The 19,564-nt window shown below is 71.8% G+C and carries 20 protein-coding genes; 4 read left to right on the top strand and 16 right to left on the bottom strand.

Going from position 1 to position 19,564, the window contains the following annotated elements; genetic code table 11:
- Positions 1-165: 165 nt before the first annotated feature.
- Genes ACFWU3_RS00710 through tsaB form a run of 4 tightly spaced genes read right to left on the bottom strand, consistent with a single transcriptional unit; the run spans position 166 to position 2,671 of the window.
- Entirely contained in the window at positions 166-423 is a 258-nt protein-coding gene (locus ACFWU3_RS00710; RefSeq protein ID WP_384429074.1) for a hypothetical protein, read from the bottom strand.
- Positions 420-1,535, bottom strand: coding sequence for a tRNA (adenosine(37)-N6)-threonylcarbamoyltransferase complex transferase subunit TsaD (gene tsaD, locus ACFWU3_RS00705; protein WP_384429071.1), 1,116 nt, complete (start codon positions 1,533-1,535; stop codon positions 420-422). Before tsaD ends, ACFWU3_RS00710 begins: the two co-directional genes overlap by 4 nt.
- Positions 1,536-1,538: 3 nt before the next feature.
- Entirely contained in the window at positions 1,539-1,991 is a 453-nt protein-coding gene (gene rimI, locus ACFWU3_RS00700) for a ribosomal protein S18-alanine N-acetyltransferase (protein WP_384429564.1), read from the bottom strand.
- A 26-nt stretch (positions 1,992-2,017) separates the two neighbouring features.
- The gene (gene tsaB, locus ACFWU3_RS00695; protein ID WP_384429068.1) at positions 2,018-2,671 is read right to left on the bottom strand and encodes a tRNA (adenosine(37)-N6)-threonylcarbamoyltransferase complex dimerization subunit type 1 TsaB; all 654 of its coding nucleotides are present in this window, start codon (positions 2,669-2,671) and stop codon (positions 2,018-2,020) included.
- 133 nt (positions 2,672-2,804) lie between these two features.
- Between tsaB and ACFWU3_RS00690 the strand changes: the two genes are divergently transcribed.
- A complete protein-coding gene (locus tag ACFWU3_RS00690) occupies positions 2,805-3,356 on the top strand; it encodes a L,D-transpeptidase (RefSeq protein WP_384429065.1) in 552 nt (183 codons plus the stop codon).
- A gap of 141 nt (positions 3,357-3,497) precedes the next feature.
- Here ACFWU3_RS00690 and ACFWU3_RS00685 read toward each other — a convergent pair whose 3' ends face one another.
- The 7 genes from ACFWU3_RS00685 to glmS form a co-directional block, all read right to left on the bottom strand.
- Positions 3,498-3,677 (bottom strand): hypothetical protein, encoded by a 180-nt coding sequence (locus ACFWU3_RS00685; protein WP_384429062.1) that lies wholly within the window; start codon positions 3,675-3,677, stop codon positions 3,498-3,500.
- A 432-nt stretch (positions 3,678-4,109) separates the two neighbouring features.
- Positions 4,110-4,622 carry a tRNA (adenosine(37)-N6)-threonylcarbamoyltransferase complex ATPase subunit type 1 TsaE gene (tsaE, locus tag ACFWU3_RS00680; protein ID WP_313944660.1) on the bottom strand — a complete coding sequence of 171 codons (513 nt, stop codon included), beginning with the start codon at positions 4,620-4,622 and terminating at the stop codon, positions 4,110-4,112.
- Complete coding sequence (locus ACFWU3_RS00675; protein WP_384429058.1) at positions 4,594-5,829, bottom strand: alpha/beta fold hydrolase; 1,236 nt, start codon at positions 5,827-5,829, stop codon at positions 4,594-4,596. The genes tsaE and ACFWU3_RS00675 overlap by 29 nt, the downstream gene beginning before the upstream one ends.
- 10 nt (positions 5,830-5,839) lie before the next feature.
- Positions 5,840-6,991 carry an alanine racemase gene (gene alr / locus ACFWU3_RS00670; protein ID WP_384429055.1) on the bottom strand — a complete coding sequence of 384 codons (1,152 nt, stop codon included), beginning with the start codon at positions 6,989-6,991 and terminating at the stop codon, positions 5,840-5,842.
- Positions 6,992-7,385: 394 nt separating this feature from the next.
- Positions 7,386-8,828 (bottom strand): NAD(P)H-hydrate dehydratase, encoded by a 1,443-nt coding sequence (locus ACFWU3_RS00665; protein WP_384429052.1) that lies wholly within the window; start codon positions 8,826-8,828, stop codon positions 7,386-7,388.
- A gap of 100 nt (positions 8,829-8,928) precedes the next feature.
- Entirely contained in the window at positions 8,929-9,297 is a 369-nt protein-coding gene (locus ACFWU3_RS00660) for a holo-ACP synthase (protein WP_384429049.1), read from the bottom strand.
- On the bottom strand, positions 9,294-11,141 hold the full coding sequence (gene glmS / locus ACFWU3_RS00655; protein ID WP_313944665.1) for a glutamine--fructose-6-phosphate transaminase (isomerizing): 1,848 nt from the start codon (positions 11,139-11,141) through the stop codon (positions 9,294-9,296). The genes ACFWU3_RS00660 and glmS overlap by 4 nt, the downstream gene beginning before the upstream one ends.
- 78 nt (positions 11,142-11,219) lie before the next feature.
- Here glmS and coaA point away from each other — a divergent pair, with 78 nt between their 5' ends.
- On the top strand, positions 11,220-12,215 hold the full coding sequence (coaA, locus tag ACFWU3_RS00650) for a type I pantothenate kinase (RefSeq protein ID WP_313944666.1): 996 nt from the start codon (positions 11,220-11,222) through the stop codon (positions 12,213-12,215).
- Positions 12,216-12,226: 11 nt separating this feature from the next.
- Complete coding sequence (locus ACFWU3_RS00645; protein ID WP_384429046.1) at positions 12,227-13,171, top strand: DUF389 domain-containing protein; 945 nt, start codon at positions 12,227-12,229, stop codon at positions 13,169-13,171.
- Between the two features lie 206 nt (positions 13,172-13,377).
- Here the strand turns inward: ACFWU3_RS00645 and glmM are convergent, their stop codons facing one another.
- The 4 genes from glmM to ACFWU3_RS00625 all read right to left on the bottom strand — a co-directional run bounded on the left by glmM (position 13,378) and on the right by ACFWU3_RS00625 (position 17,733).
- Positions 13,378-14,736 (bottom strand): phosphoglucosamine mutase, encoded by a 1,359-nt coding sequence (gene glmM, locus ACFWU3_RS00640; protein WP_384429043.1) that lies wholly within the window; start codon positions 14,734-14,736, stop codon positions 13,378-13,380.
- Between the two features lie 141 nt (positions 14,737-14,877).
- Complete coding sequence (gene rpsI, locus ACFWU3_RS00635) at positions 14,878-15,396, bottom strand: 30S ribosomal protein S9 (protein WP_313944669.1); 519 nt, start codon at positions 15,394-15,396, stop codon at positions 14,878-14,880.
- A gap of 44 nt (positions 15,397-15,440) precedes the next feature.
- Complete coding sequence (rplM, locus tag ACFWU3_RS00630) at positions 15,441-15,884, bottom strand: 50S ribosomal protein L13 (RefSeq protein WP_266381617.1); 444 nt, start codon at positions 15,882-15,884, stop codon at positions 15,441-15,443.
- A 226-nt stretch (positions 15,885-16,110) separates the two neighbouring features.
- Entirely contained in the window at positions 16,111-17,733 is a 1,623-nt protein-coding gene (locus tag ACFWU3_RS00625) for an ABC-F family ATP-binding cassette domain-containing protein (protein ID WP_384429038.1), read from the bottom strand.
- Positions 17,734-17,788: 55 nt separating this feature from the next.
- On the opposite strand from ACFWU3_RS00625, the gene ACFWU3_RS00620 reads away from it, so the two are divergent.
- On the top strand, positions 17,789-18,718 hold the full coding sequence (locus ACFWU3_RS00620) for a hypothetical protein (RefSeq protein ID WP_384429035.1): 930 nt from the start codon (positions 17,789-17,791) through the stop codon (positions 18,716-18,718).
- On the opposite strand, the gene truA is transcribed toward ACFWU3_RS00620, so the two are convergent.
- Positions 18,689-19,558 (bottom strand): tRNA pseudouridine(38-40) synthase TruA, encoded by an 870-nt coding sequence (truA, locus tag ACFWU3_RS00615; protein ID WP_384429032.1) that lies wholly within the window; start codon positions 19,556-19,558, stop codon positions 18,689-18,691. The two genes, ACFWU3_RS00620 and truA, sit on opposite strands and share 30 nt — an antisense overlap.
- Positions 19,559-19,564: the final 6 nt, after the last annotated feature.

Genomic DNA, 19,564 nt, shown 5'->3' with positions numbered 1-19,564 from the left:
TCGAACGGGCGGCCGCCGGATCGACAGCTCCCGGAGAATTCTTCTGAGAATCTTTCCGAGCTGCCATCGGAACGGCCCGGCTCCGCCGGATGAGACCGCCACGAGCCGCCTCCCGAGTCCCTCACGGCCGCCTGCGGAAGCCGCCGCCGGAACCCGCGGAACCGCCTACGGAACCGCCTCGAACCGCCACCGGTGCACCGGACGCGTCACCAGCTCCCCATCGGGCTCCGGCAGCTCCGGAAGCTCCGCGTCGAGACCCGGGGCCTCCCACCAGGTGATGACCAGGACGCGGTCGTCGGGTGCGCGGAAGAACTCGACGCGTACGGGCTCCCGCGGCAGTTCCTGCGCCCTGGCCCAGGCGAGCAGTTCCGGGCCACGGCCCCGGACCGCGCGGGCCTCCCACATCAGCGCGACGGCCGTCATGAGTACAGGTTGTCCTTGCTGACCTCGTGCACATGGTCGTGGTCGTGAGGGTGGTCGTGCGCGTGCGCGGCGCCCGGGACGTGCGGGTCCGTCACCGGGAGCGAGGAGTCCGCGGACAGCTCCCAGTCGGACGCCGGCCGGTTGCGCGCCACCATCTCCGCACCCAGCGCGGCGACCATCGCACCGTTGTCCGTGCACAGCTTCGGCCGCGGCACCCGCAGCCGGATGCCCGCCTTCTCGCAACGCTCCTGGGCCAGCGCGCGCAGCCGGGAGTTGGCGGCCACACCGCCGCCGATCATCAGGTGGTCGACACCCTCGTCGAGGCAGGCGCGCACCGCCTTGCGGGTCAGTACGTCGACGACCGCCTCCTGGAAGGACGCGGCCACATCGCGTACCGGCACCTCCTCGCCCGCGGCCCGCTTCGCCTCGATCCAGCGGGCGACGGAGGTCTTCAGCCCGGAGAAGGAGAAGTCGTACGCCGGGTCGCGCGAGCCGGACAGGCCGCGGGGGAACGCGATCGCCGCCGGGTCGCCCTCCTTGGCGAGCCGGTCGATCACCGGACCGCCCGGGAAGCCGAGATCGAGCACGCGCGCGATCTTGTCGAAGGCCTCGCCGGCGGCGTCGTCGATCGTCGCGCCCAGCGGCCGTACGTCGCTGGTGATGTCCGGCGCGAGCAGCAGCGAGGAGTGCCCTCCGGAGACCAGCAGCGCCATCGTCGGCTCGGGCAGCCGGCCGTGCTCCAGCTGGTCGACGCAGATGTGCGAGGCGAGGTGGTTCACCCCGTACAGCGGCTTGCCGAGGGCGTACGCGTACGCCTTGGCCGCCGACACACCCACCAGCAGGGCGCCCGCGAGACCCGGGCCCGCGGTCACCGCGACGCCGTCGAGGTCGCGCGCCGAGACACCGGCCTCCCGGAGCGCGCGCTCGATGGTCGGCACCATCGCTTCCAGATGCGCGCGCGAGGCGATCTCGGGCACCACTCCGCCGAAGCGGGCGTGGGTGTCCACACTGGAGGCGACGGCGTCGGCGAGCAGCGTCGTGCCGCGGACGATGCCCACGCCGGTCTCGTCGCAGGAGGTCTCGATGCCGAGTACGAGCGGTTCGTCAGCCATCAGTTAAGTCTCTGTTCCTTGTACGGGGAGCCGCATGACGAGGGCGTCGACGTTGGCCGGCTGGTAGTAGCCGCGCCGGAGTCCGATGGGCTCGAAGCCGAAGCGCGCGTACAGCTTCTGGGCCCGGGTGTTGTCCACGCGCACTTCGAGGAGCACCTCGTCGCACTCGAAGGCGGTGGCGTGCTGGAGCAGATCGGTGAGCAGCCGGGCGCCCAGTCCCGTGCCCCACTGGTCGCGGGCGACGGCGATGGTCTGGACGTCCGCGAGACCGCCGGCGGCCGCCAGGCCCGCGTAGCCGACGATCCTTCCCTCCGCCTCGGCGACCACATAGCGGCGCGTCGCACGCGGCCCGCGGGAGTGCGCGAGCTCGGACCAGAACATCGCGGTCGACCAGGCGTCCTCCGGGAACAGGGCGTGTTCCAGGTCGAGCACGGGTCCGATGTCCCACCAGCGCATCTCACGCAGCGCGGCCGGGGAAGCGCTCACTTGGGCGTGACCACCTTGTAGTTCTTCGGCACCTGCGCGTCCGGCCTGCGCAGATACAGCGGCAGCGGGGGCAGGAACTCCTCGCCCGCGGCCAGCTTCTCGGCGGCCAGCGATGCCAGGGCCGCGGCCGACACGTGCTCGGGGGCACGGGTGTCGGGGAAGGTCTCCGGATAGAGCAGTCCGCCGGCGCCGACGGCGGGCAGCCCGGCCACCTGGTCGGCGATGTCGGCGGGCCGGTCGACCGCGGGCTCTCCGATCCGCTCGCGCGGGGAGGCGTAGCGGGCCCAGTAGACCTCCTTGCGGCGGGCGTCCGTGGCGACGACGAACGGTCCCTCCAGGCCGGAGGCGTACGCGAGGCCGTCCAGCGTGCAGAGGCCGTGGACGGGCACACCGAGCGCCGAGCCGAAGGTCGTGGCCGTCACCAGTCCGACCCGCAGGCCGGTGTAGGGGCCGGGTCCGACACCGGCGACCACGGCGGTGACGGCGTCGAGTTTCACCCCCGCTTCGGCGAGGACACGGTCGACGGCGGGCAGCAGCAGTTCGCCGTGCCGTCGGGCGTCGACGCTGCTGGAGGCGGCGACGACGGACGTGCCGTCGTGGAGGGCGGCGGTGACGGCGGGCGTGGCGGTATCAACGGCGAGCAGGAGCACGCAAACAGCCTACGGCTCCCGCGCCGGGGGCATGGAGCGCCGTCGGCCCGAACGCCTGCTGCTACCGTCACCTCCACCAGGACATGGGGGCACTCCCCGGCCCGCGCGGCCGAGGGAGAGAGAGGCGGACACGGTGGCACGGAGCAGCTCGGGTCTTGTGGCCGGGCTCACGGCGGCGGCTCTGGCGGCCGTATGTTTCCTCGCCTATCAGGCGCAGGCGAGCGCCCCCGACTCACTGGGCACGTCCCGGACACCGAGTACGGCCCCCTCGGCGAAGGCTCCCGAGCAGAAGCCGGAGAATCCTCTCGCGCTGCCTGCCGATTCGGGCGCCGGCCCCCGTGTCGTGTACTCGCTGGGCGACCGGCGGGTCTGGCTGGTGAACGAGAAGAACAAGGTCACACGGACGTTCGCGGTCATGCCGTCGACGGTGAGCCCGGCGCCGGGCTCGTATTCGGTGACCTCCCGATCCGGGCAGGTGCCCGGTTCGGACGGGGTGCCGATCGAGCATGTGGTGCGGTTCGCCAGCGTGGACGACGTGGCGATCGGCTTCAGCGCCGCGACGAACGGCGTGATGTCGAGCCCCGACCCGGAGAAGAAGACCGGTGGCGTGCGGATGAAGCGGGCGGACGGCGACGCGATGTGGACGTTCGCGACGATCGGCTCGAAGGTCGTCGTTCTCCCGTAGGGACGGCTCCCGCGGGGCCACAGCGGACCGGCTCCTGCCGCGGCCCGTCGCCCACCGGCAGCCGCTCGGGAAACCGCTCGTACGAATGACGAGCGGTGACCGAATCGGACGAGTCGCGCCCCTTGATGCGGGCCGCGCGGCCTACGCGGCGTCCCGGCGGGGCTCGTCCCGGGTTGCGGGCTGTTCGTCCCTGGGCGGTGTGGACACCGCGGTGGCCGCCGCACACGAGGCCAGCAGATCGCGCATCGACAGGAGGGACGGTGACGGCGGCGCGGACTGCGCCGGCTGGTGCCGCTGATGCTCGCGTTCGGACGCCGGCATGGATGCCTCCTGGGTCTCCGGGGGCAGGCCGGTTAGGTAGACCTAACCAGATCTCCGTACCATGTGACCATGCGCAGTGCGACCTGCGCAACATCTTCCCGACGGAATGTCGGAACATCGTCTGTTCGGACCGCGCGGACCCCCCTGAGCGGATGTCGTCCGGCGCGGCGCAACGGTCCGCGAGGCATGGCCACGGCGGGGTCCGCGGAGCTTGAGCGGCGCGAGTTCGCGGAGCCTGAGCGGCGCGAGTTAGCGAGGCGTGGGGACGCGGATACCGCGAGGCTCAGGGGCACGGGTTCACGAGGCTCAGGCGCGGATTCCGCGAGGCCCGGTCGACCCGGTGCCGAGCCCCGGTCGATACGGTGCAGCCAGGCCGCGGCCCGTACCGCCGGGTCCGCGAATCCCGTCGCCCGGGTCCGCGAATCCCGTCGCTCAGATCCCCGCCGCCGCCAGGTCCACACCCGACCACCGGCCGCCGAACCCGGTCAGCGTGACATCGCGGCGGTCGTCGTCCGTGTCGCCCACGACCCGGTGGATGACGACGTGCAGCCGGTCGTCGGAGAGGTCCTCGACCTTGCCGTCGCCCCACTCCACGACCACGACCGACTCGGGCAGCGAGACGTCGAGATCGAGGTCCTCCATCTCGTCCAGTCCCCCGCCCAGGCGGTACGCGTCGACGTGGACCAGGGCGGGGCCGCCGGTGAGCGAGGGATGCACCCGGGCGATGACGAAGGTCGGGGAGGTGACGGCGCCGCGGACCCCGAGGCCTTCGCCGAGGCCCCGGGTCAGCGTCGTCTTGCCGGCGCCGAGCTCACCGGTGAGCATCACCAGGTCGCCGGGGCGCAGCAGTTTCGCGAGCCGACGTCCCACGTCCTGCATCTGCTCGGGGGATTCGACGGCGAGACGGGCGACGGCCTCAGCCGCCGGGCTGTGCGGTGCTTCCATACGGGCCAACGTTAGCCGCTGCCGGTACGGCTCCGACGCGCGCCAGCAGGTCCGCCAACCGGTCCGTGACGACCTCCGGGTGCTCCAGCATCACCAGGTGTCCGCCGTCCGGCACGATCACCAGCTCGGAGTCCGGGAGCAGGTCCGCGATGGCCTCGCTGTGCGAGCTCGGGGTCACCAGGTCCTTGTCACCCGCGAGGACGAGCACCGGCACCTCGCGGAAGATGGGCAGCGCCTCGGCCTTGTCGTGCTCGACGAAAGCCGGATAGAACTCCGCGACCACGTCGATGGGCGTCGACTCGATCATCCGCTCGGCGAACCGTGCGACGGCCGGGTCGACGTCCTTGGACGAGAACGAGTAGCGCTTGATCAGGCCCGCGAAGAGGTCGGCGGTGGCGCGCCGGCCGCGCTCGACCAGCTCGGCCTGCGAACCGAGCGCCTTCAGGACGCCGGGGAGCACCCGGCGTACCGCGTTGACGCCCGCGACCGGGAGGCCGTAGTTCACCTCACCCAGCCGGCCGCACGAGGTGCCGACGAAGGCGACGCCGACGACGCGCTCGCGCACGACCTCGGGGAACTGGTCGGCCATCGCCATCACGGTCATCCCGCCCATGGAGTGCCCCACGAGCACGAGCGGGCCCTCGGGCGCCGCCGCGTCGATGACGGCCTTCAGGTCGCGGCCCAGCTGGTCGATGGAGACCGGCACGCCGTCCGGGCCGGACTGGGAGGCGCCCCGGCTGGAACGGCCGTGGCTGCGCTGGTCCCAGTGCACGGTGCGCACCAGCCCGCGCAGGGCTGCGCGCTGGAAGTGCCAGGAGTCCTGGCTGAGGCAGTAGCCGTGGCTGAAGACGACCGTGACCTGCGCGGGCGCCTTGCGGCCGAAGAGCCGGCGGCGGCGCGGGCCCGCCGCGTCCGGGTCGACGTCGTCCACCTCGTAGTACAGCTCGCTGCCGTCGTCCGCGAGCGCCTTGGCGGGCAGTCCGCGCAGCGCGCCGTACGGGCCCGCCGCGTCCAGTGCGAGCCGGGCCTTCTTGCGCATGCCGCGGCCCACCGTCAGCCGCTCCAGTGCGACGCCGGCCGCTGCGCCGGCGGCGATCACGCCTATCGCGGCGCCGGCGACGCCCGCCCGGCGCCAGCTGCCCGTCGCGGCGGACTGAACGGCCGTAGCCGCCACCGCCACGGCGTCCCCCGTGCTGGTCTCGCTCACCGTGCCGCTCCTACTCGTCGGAGTCCTCGTTCAGATGGACGCGCGGAACCCTCGTTCCGATGCGGGTGACGATTTCGTAGGCGATGGTCCCTGCCGCTTCCGCCCAGTCCTCGGCGGTCGGCTCGCCCCGGTCACCCGGCCCGAACAACAGTGCCTCGGCGCCTTCGTGGATCTTCTGCCCACCGAGGTCCACCACGAACTGGTCCATGGCGACCCGCCCCGCGATCGTGTGCCGTTCGCCGCCGACCAGCAGCGGGCCCCGGCCGGACGCGTGGCGCGGGATGCCGTCCGCGTAGCCGAGCGGTACGAGCCCGAGCGTCGTCTCGTGCGAGGTGACGTAGTGGTGCCCGTAACTGACGCCGTGTCCGGCCGGGACCTGCTTGACCAGCGCGAGAGAGGCGGCGAGCGTCATGACCGGCCGCAGGCCGAGCTCCTCGTGCGTGCCGAGTTCGGGGCTGGGCGAGATGCCGTACATCGCGATGCCCGTGCGGACCAGGTCGAAGTGCGAGTCCGGAAGGGTGAGGGTGGCCGGGGAGTTGGCCAGGTGCCGGACCTCGGGCTCGACGCCCTCCTTCTCGGCGTACGCCACCATCTCGCGGAACACGTCCAACTGGGCGGCGATCGAGGGGTGACCGGGCTCGTCGGCGCACGCGAAGTGGGACCAGAGGCCCGTCACCTTCACCGTGCCCTCGGCCTCGGCATCGAGCGCGGCGGCGACCAGTTCGGGCCAGTCGGCCGGCTGGCATCCGTTGCGGCCCAGGCCGGTGTCGGCCTTGAGCTGGATCCTCGCCGGGCGTCCCGCATCCCGAGCGGCGGCGGTGACCTCGGTGAGCGCCCACAGGCCGCTCACCCCCATGTCGAGATCGGCCTCGATGCCCTCGCGCCACGGGTCGCCGGGGGTCCACAGCCAGCACAGCACGCGCCCTTGGATGCCTGCCGCGCGCAGGGCCAGCGCCTCCTGAGGGGTGGCGGTGCCGAGCCAGGTCGCGCCGGCCGCCTGGGCCGCCCTGGCGCAGGGCACCATGCCGTGTCCGTACGCGTCCGACTTCACCACGGCCATGAGGGCAGCGTGGGGCGCGCGGGCGCGCAGGGCGCGGACGTTGGCGCGCAGGGCTGCGAGATCGATCTCGGCGCGGGCGCGCGGCGGCGGTGTCTGGCTCATCGCGCCCAGTGTCTCAGAGGGCGGTGAGGATCCTCTGCGGGGCGGCCTGGCGGCCGCACGAACCGGGTCCTGCGGGCGGGGGGCGCGCCGCCGCCCGGCCGCGGCTGTCGTCGCACGGCACGCCCTGCGGGCGTGTCCTCAAACGCCGGACGGGCTGACATTGCCTGCCCCGCACAGCCGGCGTGCCCCGCCGGGCCATGCGGCCGCATATCAAGCCCCGGCCAGGAAATGGGCTCGCACCTCCGGCCCGCCGGAGCAGGACCCGCACATCAAGCCCGGCCAGGGATCGGCCCACACACCCGCCCCGCCGGGGCATGGACCCGCACACCCAGCCCCGCTTGGGCATGCGGCCACACATCAAGCCCCGCCGGCGATTGAGGCGCGGGGCACCCCCTCAGCTGTGGGTCACGTCGCGCCACGCCGACGGAAGCGCCGACGCCACGTCGTACGACGTGATCGGCGTGCCCTCCGCCACCGCGAGCCGTGCCGCGAGACCGTGCAGATACGCCGCCACCGACCCCGCGTCGCGCGGCTCCAGACCCGCCGCCAGCAGGGAACCCGCAAGGCCCGAGAGCACATCGCCGCTGCCCGCCGTCGCCAGCCACGGGGTGCCCATCGGGTTGACCCGGACAGGCGTACCGGTGCCGTCCGGCGCGGCGACCAGCGTGGTCGAGCCCTTGAGGAGCGCCGTCGCGCCGTAGCGCGCGGCCAGTTCGCGGACGGAGGCCAGCCGCGAGGACTCCACCTCCTCCCGCGGTACGCCGAGCAGCGCCGCCGCCTCGCCCGCGTGCGGGGTCAGCAGGGTGGGCGCCTCGCGGTCGCGTACGGCCGCGGCGTCCAGCAGCCGCAGTCCGTCCGCGTCGACCAGCACCGGGACGTCCGAGGCGAGGACGTCGCGTACCGCCTCGTCGTCGTCGCCGAGACCCGGGCCGACGACCCAGGCCTGTACCCGGCCCGCCTTCGCCGGCGGTCCCGCGTGGACCAGCGTCTCGGGGAACCGGGCGATCACCGCGTCTGCCGCGTGGCCCACGTACCGCACGGCCCCCGCACCGCCGCGCAGGGCGCCCGCCACGGCCAGCACCGCCGCACCCGGGTAGCGGGCGGAGCCTGCGACGACACCGACGACACCCCGCCGGTACTTGTCGCTCTCCGCCGCCGGTTCGGGCAGCAGACGGGCCACGTCCGCGTGCTGGAGCGCCTCCAGGTCCGGCACGGACGGCAGATGAGCCTCCAGGCCGATGCCGACGAGCCGTACCGTGCCGGCGTACTCACGGGCCGGGTCGATCAGCAGCCCCGGCTTGTACGTGCCGAACGTCACCGTCGCGTCCGCCCGCAGGGCCTCTGCGCGCACCTCGCCGCTGTCCGCCTCCACACCGCTCGGCAGGTCGACGGCGACGACGACGGCGTTCGAGCCGCGGGCCGCGCGGGCGACCGGCACGGCGTCCGGCCGCAGGCCCCCCTTGCCGCCGATGCCGGTGATGCCGTCCAGCACCAGGTCGGCGACGGCCAGCACCTCGAAGGGGTCGTCCGCGACCCGGCCGCCCGCGCCGCTGAAGGCCGCGAGGCCGCCCTGATGCGTCCGGTCCGGGGCGAGGAGCACGGCGGAGACACCCGCACCACGGCGGGCGAGCCGGGCGCCGGCGTACAGCGCGTCGCCACCGTTGTCCCCGCTGCCCACGAGCACGACGACGCGCGCTCCGTACACCCGGCCGAGCAGATCGGCACAGGCGGCGGCCAGTCCGGCCGCCGCCCGCTGCATGAGGGCGCCCTCCGGGAGCCGGGCCATCAGCTCGGTCTCGGCGTTCCTGACGGTCTCCACGCTGTACGCAGTACGCATGCCCCCGAGTCTGCCCCACCGGGTGCCGGCCCGCGCGGCAGCCAAGTGCGCCGCGCGGGAGCGCACTTGCCCCTGCCGAGCTCGCGGGCGCAGGCCCCCGTCAGCCCTCCGCGATCACCACGGCGGAGGCCACACCCGCGTCATGGCTGAGCGAGACGTGCCAGGACCGCACCCCGAGTTCCTCGGCCCGCGCGGCGACCGTGCCGCGCACCCGCAGCCGGGGCCTGCCGTTGTCCTCGACGTACACCTCGGCGTCCGTCCAGTGCAGTCCGGCAGGCGCGCCGAGCGCCTTGGCGAGCGCCTCCTTCGCGGCGAACCGGGCCGCGAGGGAGGCGTAGCCCCGCTGCTCCCCGCTGGGGAGCAGCAACTCGCTCTCCACGAAGAGCCGTCCGGCCATTCCGGGGGTGCGCCGCATCGACGCGGTGAACCGGTCGATCTCGGCGACGTCGATCCCCACCCCGATGATCATTCGACGGTGACCGACTTCGCGAGGTTGCGGGGCTGGTCGACCTCGTTGCCGCGGGCCGTCGCCAGCTCGCAGGCGAAGACCTGCAACGGCACGGTCGCCACCATCGGCTGGAGCAGCGTGGGCGTGACCGGGATACGGATGAGGTGGTCCGCGTACGGCACGACCGTCTCGTCCCCCTCCTCCGCGATCACGATCGTCCGCGCCCCGCGCGCCCTGATCTCCTGGATGTTCGAGACGATCTTGTCGTGCAGGACCGAACGGCCGCGCGGCGACGGCACCACGACCACCACCGGCAGGTCCTCCTCGATCAGCGCGATCGGCCCGTGCTTGAGCTCGCCGGCGGCGAAGCCCTCCGCGTGCATGTACGCCAGTTCCTTGAGCTTCAGCGCGCCCTCCAGGGCCACCGGGTAGCCCACATGGCGGCCGAGGAACAGGACGGTGTTCTTGTCCGCGAGCGAGCGGGCCAGCGCACGGACCGGCTCCATGGTCTCCAGCACCCGGTCGACCTCGCCGGAGATCTTCGCCAAGTCCCGTACGACGGCGCGGATTTCGTCGCCCCACTTGGTGCCCCGCACCTGCCCCAGATACAGCGCGACCAGATAGCAGGCCACCAGCTGGGTCAGGAACGCCTTCGTGGACGCCACGGCGACCTCGGGACCGGCGTGCGTGTAGAGCACGGCGTCCGACTCCCGCGGGATGGTCGAGCCGTTGGTGTTGCAGATGGCCAGCACCCGCGCGCCCTGTTCCCGCGCGTGCCGCAGCGCCATCAGGGTGTCCATGGTCTCGCCGGACTGGGAGATGGCGATCACCAGCGTGCGCTGGTCGAGGATCGGGTCCCGGTAGCGGAACTCGCTCGCCAGCTCCACCTCGCACGGGATCCGCGTCCAGTGCTCGATGGCGTACTTGGCGATCATGCCCGCGTGGAAGGCGGTGCCGCAGGCCACGATGACGACCTTGTCGGCCTCGCGCAGCACCGACGCCGGAATGCGCACCTCGTCGAGGGTCAGCGAGCCCTCCGCGTCGATACGGCCCAGCAGGGTGTCGGCGACCGCCTTCGGCTGCTCGGCGATCTCCTTCAGCATGAAGTAGTCGTAGCCGCCCTTCTCGGCGGCCGAGGCGTCCCAGTCCACGTGATAGGCGCGCACGTCCGCCGGAGCGCCGTCGAAGTCGGTGACCGTCACCCCGTCCCGGCGCAGCTCCACGACCTGGTCCTGGCCGAGCTCCAGCGCCGAGCGGGTGTGGGCGATGAACGCCGCCACGTCCGAGGCGAGGAAGGACTCGCCGTCGCCGACGCCCACCACCAGCGGTGAGTTGCGGCGCGCGCCCACGACCACGTCCGGCTCGTCCGCGTGCACGGCGACCAGGGTGAAGGCGCCCTCCAGCCGGCGGCACACCTGGCGCATCGCCTCGGGGAGGTCACCGCAGGAGGAGAAGTTCTCGGCGAGCAGATGCGCCACGACCTCGGTGTCGGTCTCCGAGGCGAGGTCGTGCCCGCGCTCCGCCAGCTCGGCCCGCAGGGCGGCGAAGTTCTCGATGATGCCGTTGTGCACGACGGCGACACGGCCCGCGTTGTCGAGATGGGGGTGCGCGTTGATGTCGGTCGGCCCGCCGTGCGTGGCCCACCGGGTGTGCCCGATGCCGGTGAATCCGCTCGGCAGCGGCCGGTCCACCAGCTCCTTCTCCAGATTGACGAGCTTGCCCGCCTTCTTGGCCGCGGCCAGCCCGCCGTCGGAGAGCACGGCGACCCCGGCCGAGTCGTAGCCCCGGTACTCCAGCCGCTTCAGGCCCGCGATGACCACATCAAGCGCCGACTGTCCGCCGACGTAACCCACGATTCCGCACATGTCGGCAGCCTACGGCGGCGCGCGCCGCGTGACCGAGCACACCACCCAGAACCCGCCCGCACCCCCGACAATGTGTAGGTGATCTCTTCGCCGCCACGAAGCGCCCACCGCCGGGCCGAACACGCGTCGACGCCGTACGTCGACCTCACCCGCGCGGAGTGGAGCGCGCTGCGCGAGAAGACGCCGCTCCCCCTCACGGCCGAGGAGGTCGAGCGGCTGCGAGGGCTGGGCGACGTCATCGACCTGGACGAGGTGCGGGACGTCTATCTGCCGCTGTCGCGACTCCTCAATCTGTACGTCCAGGCCACCGGTGAACTGCGGGGCGCGCTCAACACCTTCCTCGGCGACGCGGGCGGCGGGCACGGCGCGCAGCGCGGCACGCCGTTCGTCATAGGAGTCGCCGGGTCCGTCGCGGTCGGCAAGTCCACCGTCGCCCGACTGCTCCAGGCCCTGCTCGCCCGCTGGCCCGAGCACCCGCGCGTCGAACTGGTCACCACCGACGGCTTCCTGCTGCCGATGAAGGAGCTGGAGTCTCGCGGGCTGATGTCCCGCAAGGGCTTCCCCGAGTCGTACGACCGCCGGGCCCTGACCCGTTTCGTCGCCGACATCAAGGCGGGCAAGGACGAGGTCACGGCCCCCGTCTACTCGCACCTGATCTACGACATCGTGCCCGGCGAACGCCTGACGGTCCGCCGCCCCGACATCCTGATCGTCGAGGGCCTCAACGTCCTCCAGCCCGCGCTGCCAGGCAAGGACGGCCGCACCCGCGTCGGCCTCGCCGACTACTTCGACTTCTCGGTGTACGTCGACGCCCGCGCCGAGGACATCGAGCACTGGTACCTCAACCGCTTCCGAAAACTGCGGGAGACGGCGTTCCAGAACCCCTTCTCGTACTTCCGGAAGTACACCCAGGTCTCCGAGGACGAGGCACTGGACTACGCCCGGACGATGTGGCGCACCATCAACAAGCCCAACCTGCTGGAGAACGTGGCACCCACGCGCAGCCGTGCCACCCTGGTGCTCCGCAAGGGTCCCGACCACAAGGTCCAGCGTCTGTCCCTGCGCAAGCTCTGAGGAGGCAGCGGGTGCTGCATCTGCGCCTGATCACCCCGGCGGACACGACCGACGAGGCGGTACGTCTCATCGAGGGGACGGTCGGCACGGCCCATCTCGCCGTGTTCGCGGGGGCGGCTCGCGATCCCGCCGGCGACGTGGTGCAGTGCGACGTGGCGCGCGAGGCGGCCGACGAACTGATCGGGGGTCTGCGGACCCTCGGCCTCGACGAGCACGGTTCGATCGCCGTCGAGGGCATCGAACTGTCGCTGTCGAAGCGGGCCGACAAGGCCGAGAAGGACGCACCGGGCGAGGGCGCGGACGCGGTGCTCTGGGAGCATCTGACCGACGCGACCCACGAGGAGTCGACGCTCTCCGTCACCTACATAGCGTTTCTGACGCTCGGGACGATGCTCGCGGCGTGCGGTGTGGTGCTCGACAACGCGATCCTCATCGTGGGCGCGATGGCGGTGGGCCCGGAGTTCGGCCCACTGGCCGGTTTCTGCACGGCGCTGGTGCAGCGCGCTCCGCGGCTGGCGTGGCGCTCGTTCGTGGCCCTGGTCGTCGGTTTCGCCCTCGCCATGCTGATCACGGTCGGCTTCAGCCACTTCATGAGCTGGGTCGATCTCTTCGACGCGGCGAAGGTGCGGGCCGAACGGCCCAACACCAGCTTCATCTACAACCCGGACTGGTTCTCGTTCGTCGTCGCGGTACTCGCGGGCGCGGCGGGCATGCTCTCGCTGACGTCGGCGAAGTCGGGTGCGCTGGTGGGCGTGGCGATCTCGGTGACGACGGTCCCGGCGGCGGCGAACGCGGCGGTCGCGTTCAGCTTCGGCGAGTACGCGCAGGCGTGGGGCTCGACGGAACAGCTGCTGCTGAACCTGCTGGGCATCGTGCTGGCGGGCACGCTGACGCTGCTGATCCAGAAGTCACTGTGGGCCCTGCAACGGCACCGCACGGCGACCAAGGCATCGTGAGCACCTGAGCCCCGCCGGCGACTGAGGCGAACCCGGGCCACGCCGACGACTGAGGCGAACCCGGGCCTCGCCGGCGATCGAGGCAAACCCAGCCCCGCCGGCGATCGAGGCGCGGGTCCGGGGCAGAGCCCCGCGCACCACCCGCACCATGCGTGTGCCCGCACCCACCCCGGGGCACGGGCACACACCCAGAAGCAGTCGTCGCGTCAGCCGAGCGAAGACTTCACCGCGTCCGCGAGCCGGCTCGCCACCGACCGCGCCTGCTCGATGTCCGCCGCCTCGACCATCACCCGTACCAGCGGCTCCGTGCCCGACGGACGCAGCAGCACACGGCCCGTGGAGCCCAGCTCCCGCTCCGCCTCCGCCACCGCGCTCGCCAGCTCCGCCGACGTCTTCACCCGCGACTTGTCGACGTCCGGCACATTGATCAGGATCTGCGGCAGCCGGTCCATGACCGCGGCGAGGTCGGCGAGCGAGCGGCCGGTCGCCGCGACCCGTGCCGCCAGCATCAGACCGGTGAGCGTGCCGTCGCCGGTCGTCGCGTGGTCGAGCACGATGACGTGCCCGGACTGCTCGCCGCCGAGCGCGTACCCGTGCTCCTTCATCGACTCCAGGACGTACCGGTCTCCGACGGCCGTCTGCACGAGCGAGAGGCCCTCGCGCTCCATCGCCAGCTTGAAGCCGAGGTTGGACATGACGGTGGCGACGACGGTGTTCCCGCGCAGGGTGCCCGCCTCGCGCATCGCGAGGGCCAGCACCGCGAGGATCTGGTCGCCGTCGACCTCGTTGCCGGACGCGTCCACCGCGAGGCAGCGGTCCGCGTCGCCGTCGTGCGCGATGCCGAGCGCCGCGCCGTGCTCGACGACCGCGGCCTTCAGCAGGCCCAGGTGCGTGGAGCCGCACCCGTCGTTGATGTTGAGCCCGTCGGGCTCCGCGCCGATGGTGACGACCTCGGCGCCGGCCCGCGCGAACGCCTCGGGCGAGACCCAGGCCGCAGCGCCGTGCGCCTCGTCGAGGACGACCTTCAGCCCGTCGAGCCGGTTCGGCAGGACGGCGATGAGGTGCGCGACGTACCGGTCGAAGCCCTCGTCGTAGTCGGTGACCCGGCCGACGCCCGCACCGGTCGGCCGCTCCCACGGCTCGCCGGTCCGGTGCTGCTCGTACACCGTCTCGATACGGTCCTCCAGCTCGTCGGCCAGCTTGTGGCCGCCGCGCGCGAAGAACTTGATGCCGTTGTCCGGCATGGCGTTGTGCGACGCGGAGAGCATCACGCCGAGGTCCGCACCGAGCGAACCCGTGAGGTACGCCACGGCCGGCGTCGGCAGCACGCCGACGCGCACGACGTTGACGCCCGCGCTCGCGAGACCCGCCACGACGGCGGCCTCCAGAAACTCTCCCGACGCACGCGGATCCCGCCCGACCACCGCGGTCGGCCGATGTCCTTCAAAGGTCCCCGCCTCGGCGAGCACATGCGCCGCCGCGACCGACAGACCGAGCGCGAGCTCCGCCGTCAGGTCCGCATTGGCGACACCGCGCACGCCGTCCGTGCCGAAGAGTCGTCCCACAGCTGTCCTCCGAGAATGCTCCGAAAAATGCAGGCCTTCGAGCGCCTGTTGCCCGTTATACGCCCGAGGTCGTGGAAAGACGTACGCCCCGGCAGCACTGAGTGCTGCCGGGGCGTACGTACAAGCAGGCCGAGCAGGCGATTAACGCTTGCTGTACTGCGGGGCCTTGCGGGCCTTCTTGAGACCGGCCTTCTTGCGCTCGACCGCACGGTCGTCGCGGCTCAGGAAGCCGGCCTTCTTCAGCGCGGCGCGGTTGTTGTCCACGTCGGCCTCGTTGAGCGCACGGGCCACACCGAGGCGCAGGGCGCCGGCCTGGCCGGAGACGCCGCCACCCGAGATACGGGCGATGACGTCGTAGCGGTCGTCGAGCTCGAGCACCTTGAAGGGCTCGTTGACTTCCTGCTGGTGCACCTTGTTGGGGAAGTAGTCCTCAAGGGTGCGACCGTTGATCTTCCACTTGCCGGAGCCCGGAACGATCCGGACGCGGGCGATGGCGTTCTTGCGACGGCCCAGACCCGCAGCGGGCTGCGGGTCGCCGAAGCGGGACGCGAGGGACTCGGAGGTGTACTCGCCCTCGACGGGCGTCTCCGACTCGAAGGTGGTGACCTCGGCGTAGGTCTCTTCGCCCTCGACGGGGGTCTCTGCAGTGGTCTCGGCCACGATTCTCCTCAGATCTTTCTGTACGTCTTAGGGGGTGGCCGGAACTACTGCGCGACCTGGGTGATCTCGAACGGGACCGGCTGCTGAGCAGCGTGCGGGTGGTTCTCGCCCGCGTAGATCTTCAGCTTCGAGAGCATCTGACGACCCAGGGTGTTCTTCGGGATCATGCCCTTGATGGCCTTCTCCACGGCCTTCTCCGGGCTCTTGGCCAGCAGCTCGTCGTAGCGGACGGAGCGCAGACCACCCGGGTAGCCGGAGTGGCGGTAGGCCATCTTCTGGGTCTTCTTGTTGCCGGAGAGGTGAACCTTCTCGGCGTTGATGATGATGACGAAGTCGCCCATGTCCATGTGGGGGGCGTAGATCGGCTTGTGCTTGCCCCGGAGGAGGTTCGCTGCCGTAGTCGCCAGACGGCCCAGGACGATGTCCTGAGCGTCGATGATGTGCCACTGGCGAGTGACATCGCCGGGCTTGGGGCTGTACGTACGCACGGTCGTAGCCTTCGCTTCTTGTGGATGGGTTCCAGACACACGAATCCTCTGAAGCGATCATGCAGCTGGGGCTCACACTGCCGGGGACGAAGCCCGTATGCGAGCCACTGGTAACTGCTCCAGGGAACCTACGTATGGGCCCTTCGCGTGAGAACGACGAAGCCGATACGCATAACAATCGACGAGACTACCCGCGCAGCCCCGTACGGGTCAAAACGCGCCCGCCCTAGCGGGCCCGCTCGACCCGCCGCTCGTCCCACACCGGCTCCGCCGTCTCCCGGACCACGCCGTCCGAGCCGAAGACCAGATAGCGGTCGAAGGACTTCGCGAACCAGCGGTCGTGCGTGACGGCGAGCACGGTGCCCTCATAGACCTCCAGGCCGTCCTGGAGCGCCTCCGCCGACTCCAGGTCCAGGTTGTCCGTGGGCTCGTCGAGGAGCAGCGCCGTGGTGCCCTCCAGCTCCAGGAGGAGGATCTGGAACCGGGCCTGCTGACCGCCGGAGAGCTTGTCGAAGGTCTGGTCGCCCTGGCGCTCCAGCTCGTACCGCCGCAGCACCGACATCGCGCCGCCGCGGTCCTTGGCGTGCTCGGTCCACAGGATGTCGACCAGCGTGCGCCCGAGGAGCTCGGGGTGCGCGTGCGTCTGGGCGAAGTGCCCCGGGACCACGCGCGCGCCCAGCTTCCACTCGCCCTTGTGGGCCACGGACGTGTCGCCGGCGAGCAGCCGCAGGAAGTGGGACTTGCCCGAGCCGTTCGAGCCGAGGACGGCCACCCGCTCGCCGTAGAAGACCTCCAGGTCGAAGGGTTTCATCAGCCCGGTGAGTTCGAGGCCCTTGCAGGTCAGAGCACGCACGCCGGTGCGCCCGCCGCGCAGCCGCATCCGGATCTCCTGCTCGCGCGGCGGCTCCGGCGGCGGCCCCGCCTCCTCGAACTTCTTGAACCGGGTCTGCATCGCCCGGTACCGCGACGCCATGTCGGGGCTGATCGCCGCCTGCTGCCGCAGCCGCAGCACCAGCGCCTTCAGCCGGGCGTGCTCCTCGTCCCAGCGCCGCTTCAGCTCCTCGAAGCGCGCGAACCGCTCCTTGCGGGCGTCGTGGTACGTCCCGAAGCCGCCGCCGTGCACCCACACGTCCGAGCCGGCCGGACTCGGTTCCACGCTGACGATCTTCTCCGCGGCACGCGACAGCAGTTCCCGGTCGTGCGAGACGAACAGAACGGTCTTACGGGTCTCCTTGAGCCGCTCCTCCAGCCAGCGCTTGCCGGGCACGTCGAGATAGTTGTCCGGCTCGTCGAGCAGCAGCACCTCCTCGGGGCCCCGCAGCAGCGCCTCCAGCGCCAGCCGCTTCTGCTCACCCCCGGAGAGCGTCCGCAGCTCGCGGAACTGCGCCTTCTCGTACGGGACGCCCAGCGCGGCCGTGGTGCACATGTCCCAGAGGGTCTCGGCCTCGTACCCGCGCGCCTCCGCCCAGTCGCTCAGCGCCTGCGCGTACCGCATCTGCGCGGCCTCGTCGTCGACGGTCATGATCAGGTGCTCGGCCTCGTCGACCGCCTTCGCCGCCTCGCGTATCCGCGGCTGCGCGAGCGAGACGAGCAGATCCCGGACGGTGCGTTCGTCACGTACCGAGCCGATGAACTGACGCATCACACCCAGTCCGCCACTGACCGTCACGGTGCCACCGTGCGCCTGGAGCTCGCCCGCGATCAGCCGCAGCAGCGTCGTCTTGCCCGCGCCATTGGCTCCGACCAGCGCGACCACCGCGCCTTCGCCGACCCTGAACGACGCGTCAGCGAGCAGTACCCGCCCGTCCGGCAGGTAGTACTCGAGATGTGCGGCCTCTAGATGTCCCATGCTCCGATTCTGAGGGCGGCGGCCCTGTGCTCCCAACAGGTTTAGGATGCGCGGCATGAGCTTTGGGCAGGGGGGACCTCAGTGGGGGTCCGGTGCACAGAACCAGGATCCGTACAACTCCCGTCAGGGAGCGTCGGATCCGTTCGATCCCTTCGGCGCGCGTTCGTCCCGTACGGGAGACACTCCGGACTGGGCCGCGCTCGCCGACGCCTCCGCGACCCGCGCCCGCCGCAGGCGATGGCTGCTGATCGGTGGCGGGGCGCTCGCGACGGCCGCGATCGCGGGCATCGTGGCGACGGCGATCGTCTCCTCGGGCGACGGCAACAACACGGCGTCCGGGAACTCGACCGGTCAGCTGCCCGGGGCTCCGGCGCTGCCCAGTGACTCCACGCGGCCCGAGCCGTCGTTCTCCTCGGTCGCGCCGCTGCCGCCGCCGAACCCGAAGGACTTCATCTCCAGCGAGAAGAAGGACACGGCGCCACTGAGCGTCGAGACCCTCTTCCCCGGCAAGAAGCTGACCATGGGCAACCGGGTCTACGCCAAGGGCGCGACCGCCCGCACGGGCACCTGCTCGTCGGCCACCCAGGGCGCTCTGGGCGGGGTCCTCGAGAAGAACGGCTGCGACCAGGTCTTCCGCGCCACCTACAGCAAGGACGGCATCGCGGTCACCGTCGGTGTCGCGGTCTTCGGGCTGGAGGCCGAGGCGAAGAAGGCCGTCGCCCAGGCGAGCGGCAATGTCGCCCCGCTGCCGGGCGCCGGCGTGCCGACCTTCTGCAAGGGCGGCCCGGTGTGCCGTTTCACGGCCAACTCCTACGGCCGTTACGCCTACTTCACCGCGACCGGCTACACCAAGGCCAAGTCGGTCACGAAGGGCGACACCAAGGCGTTCCAGACCGGCGACGACCTGGCGGAGTTCACCTTCCGCCAGATCGTGCGCCGGGGTGAGGCCCAGGCCTCAGCAGCAGCCACCGCCCCCGCCGGCTGACCCGGGCAGCGTCCGCCGGTTGCGGGCCTCCAGGTTGCGCGCGGCGAGCAACTCGTCGGCGGGGTAGCCCACTTCCTCCAGCGTGAGGCCGTGCGGACGTACGACATGAACGGCCGAGTCCCGTACGCCCGCGGCCAGTACCTTCGCGGGCCATTCCACCGGCCGGTGCCCGTCGCCCACGAACAGCAGCGCGCCCACCAGGGAGCGCACCATGTTGTGGCAGAAGGCATCGGCCTTGACGGTCGCCGTGATGACGCCGGAGGAGTCCCGCTCCCAGTCGAGCCGCTGGAGCGTACGGATGGTCGTCGCACCCTCACGCTTCTTGCAGTAGGCGGCGAAGTCGTGCTCCCCCACCAGCCGTTCGGCCGCGGCGTTCATCGCGTCGACGTCCAACGGCCAGTCGTGCCACAGCACATGACCGCGCAGCAGCGGGTCGACCCCGCCGGGATGGTCGGTCACCCGATACGCGTAACGCCGCCAGACGGCCGAGAACCGGGCGTTGAACCCCTCCGGGGCCTCCTGGGCCCGCCAGACCCGCACATCGCGCGAGAGCCGCCCCGCGAGCCGCTTCAGCAGCTTCTCCCGGTGCTCGGCCCACACGTCCTCGGGCAGATCGACGTGCGCCACCTGCCCACGGGCGTGCACACCGGCGTCGGTGCGGCCGGCGACGGTCAGCTCGTACGTCCGGGAGGAGCGCGTCACCGTGCGCAGCGCGTCCTCGATGTCCCCCTGGACCGTGCGCCGGCCGCCGGCCTGCTTGGCCCAGCCGGAGAAGTCCTTGCCGTCGTAACTGAGATCCAGTCTCAGCCGTACGTGTCCCGGCAGTGCCTCGTCACTCACAAACAG

It is taken from the genome of Streptomyces sp. NPDC058685, assembly GCF_042714725.1.
Classification (GTDB): Bacteria; Actinomycetota; Actinomycetes; order Streptomycetales; family Streptomycetaceae; genus Streptomyces.
Note: the sequence above shows the minus strand (reverse complement) of the source record. Positions and strands in the feature narration are given on the sequence as shown.

Bases quoted from the DNA above. Each gene is read 5' to 3' on its own strand.
- ACFWU3_RS00710 (WP_384429074.1), bottom strand. From the start codon at position 423: ATGACGGCCGTCGCGCTGATGTGGGAGGCCCGCGCGGTCCGGGGCCGT.
- ACFWU3_RS00620 (WP_384429035.1), top strand. From the start codon at position 17,789: ATGAGCTTTGGGCAGGGGGGACCTCAGTGGGGGTCCGGTGCACAGAAC.
- ACFWU3_RS00625 (WP_384429038.1), bottom strand. From the start codon at position 17,733: ATGGGACATCTAGAGGCCGCACATCTCGAGTACTACCTGCCGGACGGG.
- ACFWU3_RS00685 (WP_384429062.1), bottom strand. From the start codon at position 3,677: ATGCCGGCGTCCGAACGCGAGCATCAGCGGCACCAGCCGGCGCAGTCC.
- ACFWU3_RS00665 (WP_384429052.1), bottom strand. From the start codon at position 8,828: ATGCGTACTGCGTACAGCGTGGAGACCGTCAGGAACGCCGAGACCGAG.
- alr (WP_384429055.1), bottom strand. From the start codon at position 6,991: ATGAGCCAGACACCGCCGCCGCGCGCCCGCGCCGAGATCGATCTCGCA.
- tsaE (WP_313944660.1), bottom strand. From the start codon at position 4,622: ATGGAAGCACCGCACAGCCCGGCGGCTGAGGCCGTCGCCCGTCTCGCC.
- tsaD (WP_384429071.1), bottom strand. From the start codon at position 1,535: ATGGCTGACGAACCGCTCGTACTCGGCATCGAGACCTCCTGCGACGAG.
- glmS (WP_313944665.1), bottom strand. From the start codon at position 11,141: ATGTGCGGAATCGTGGGTTACGTCGGCGGACAGTCGGCGCTTGATGTG.
- ACFWU3_RS00660 (WP_384429049.1), bottom strand. From the start codon at position 9,297: ATGATCATCGGGGTGGGGATCGACGTCGCCGAGATCGACCGGTTCACC.
- rimI (WP_384429564.1), bottom strand. From the start codon at position 1,991: ATGCGCTGGTGGGACATCGGACCCGTGCTCGACCTGGAACACGCCCTG.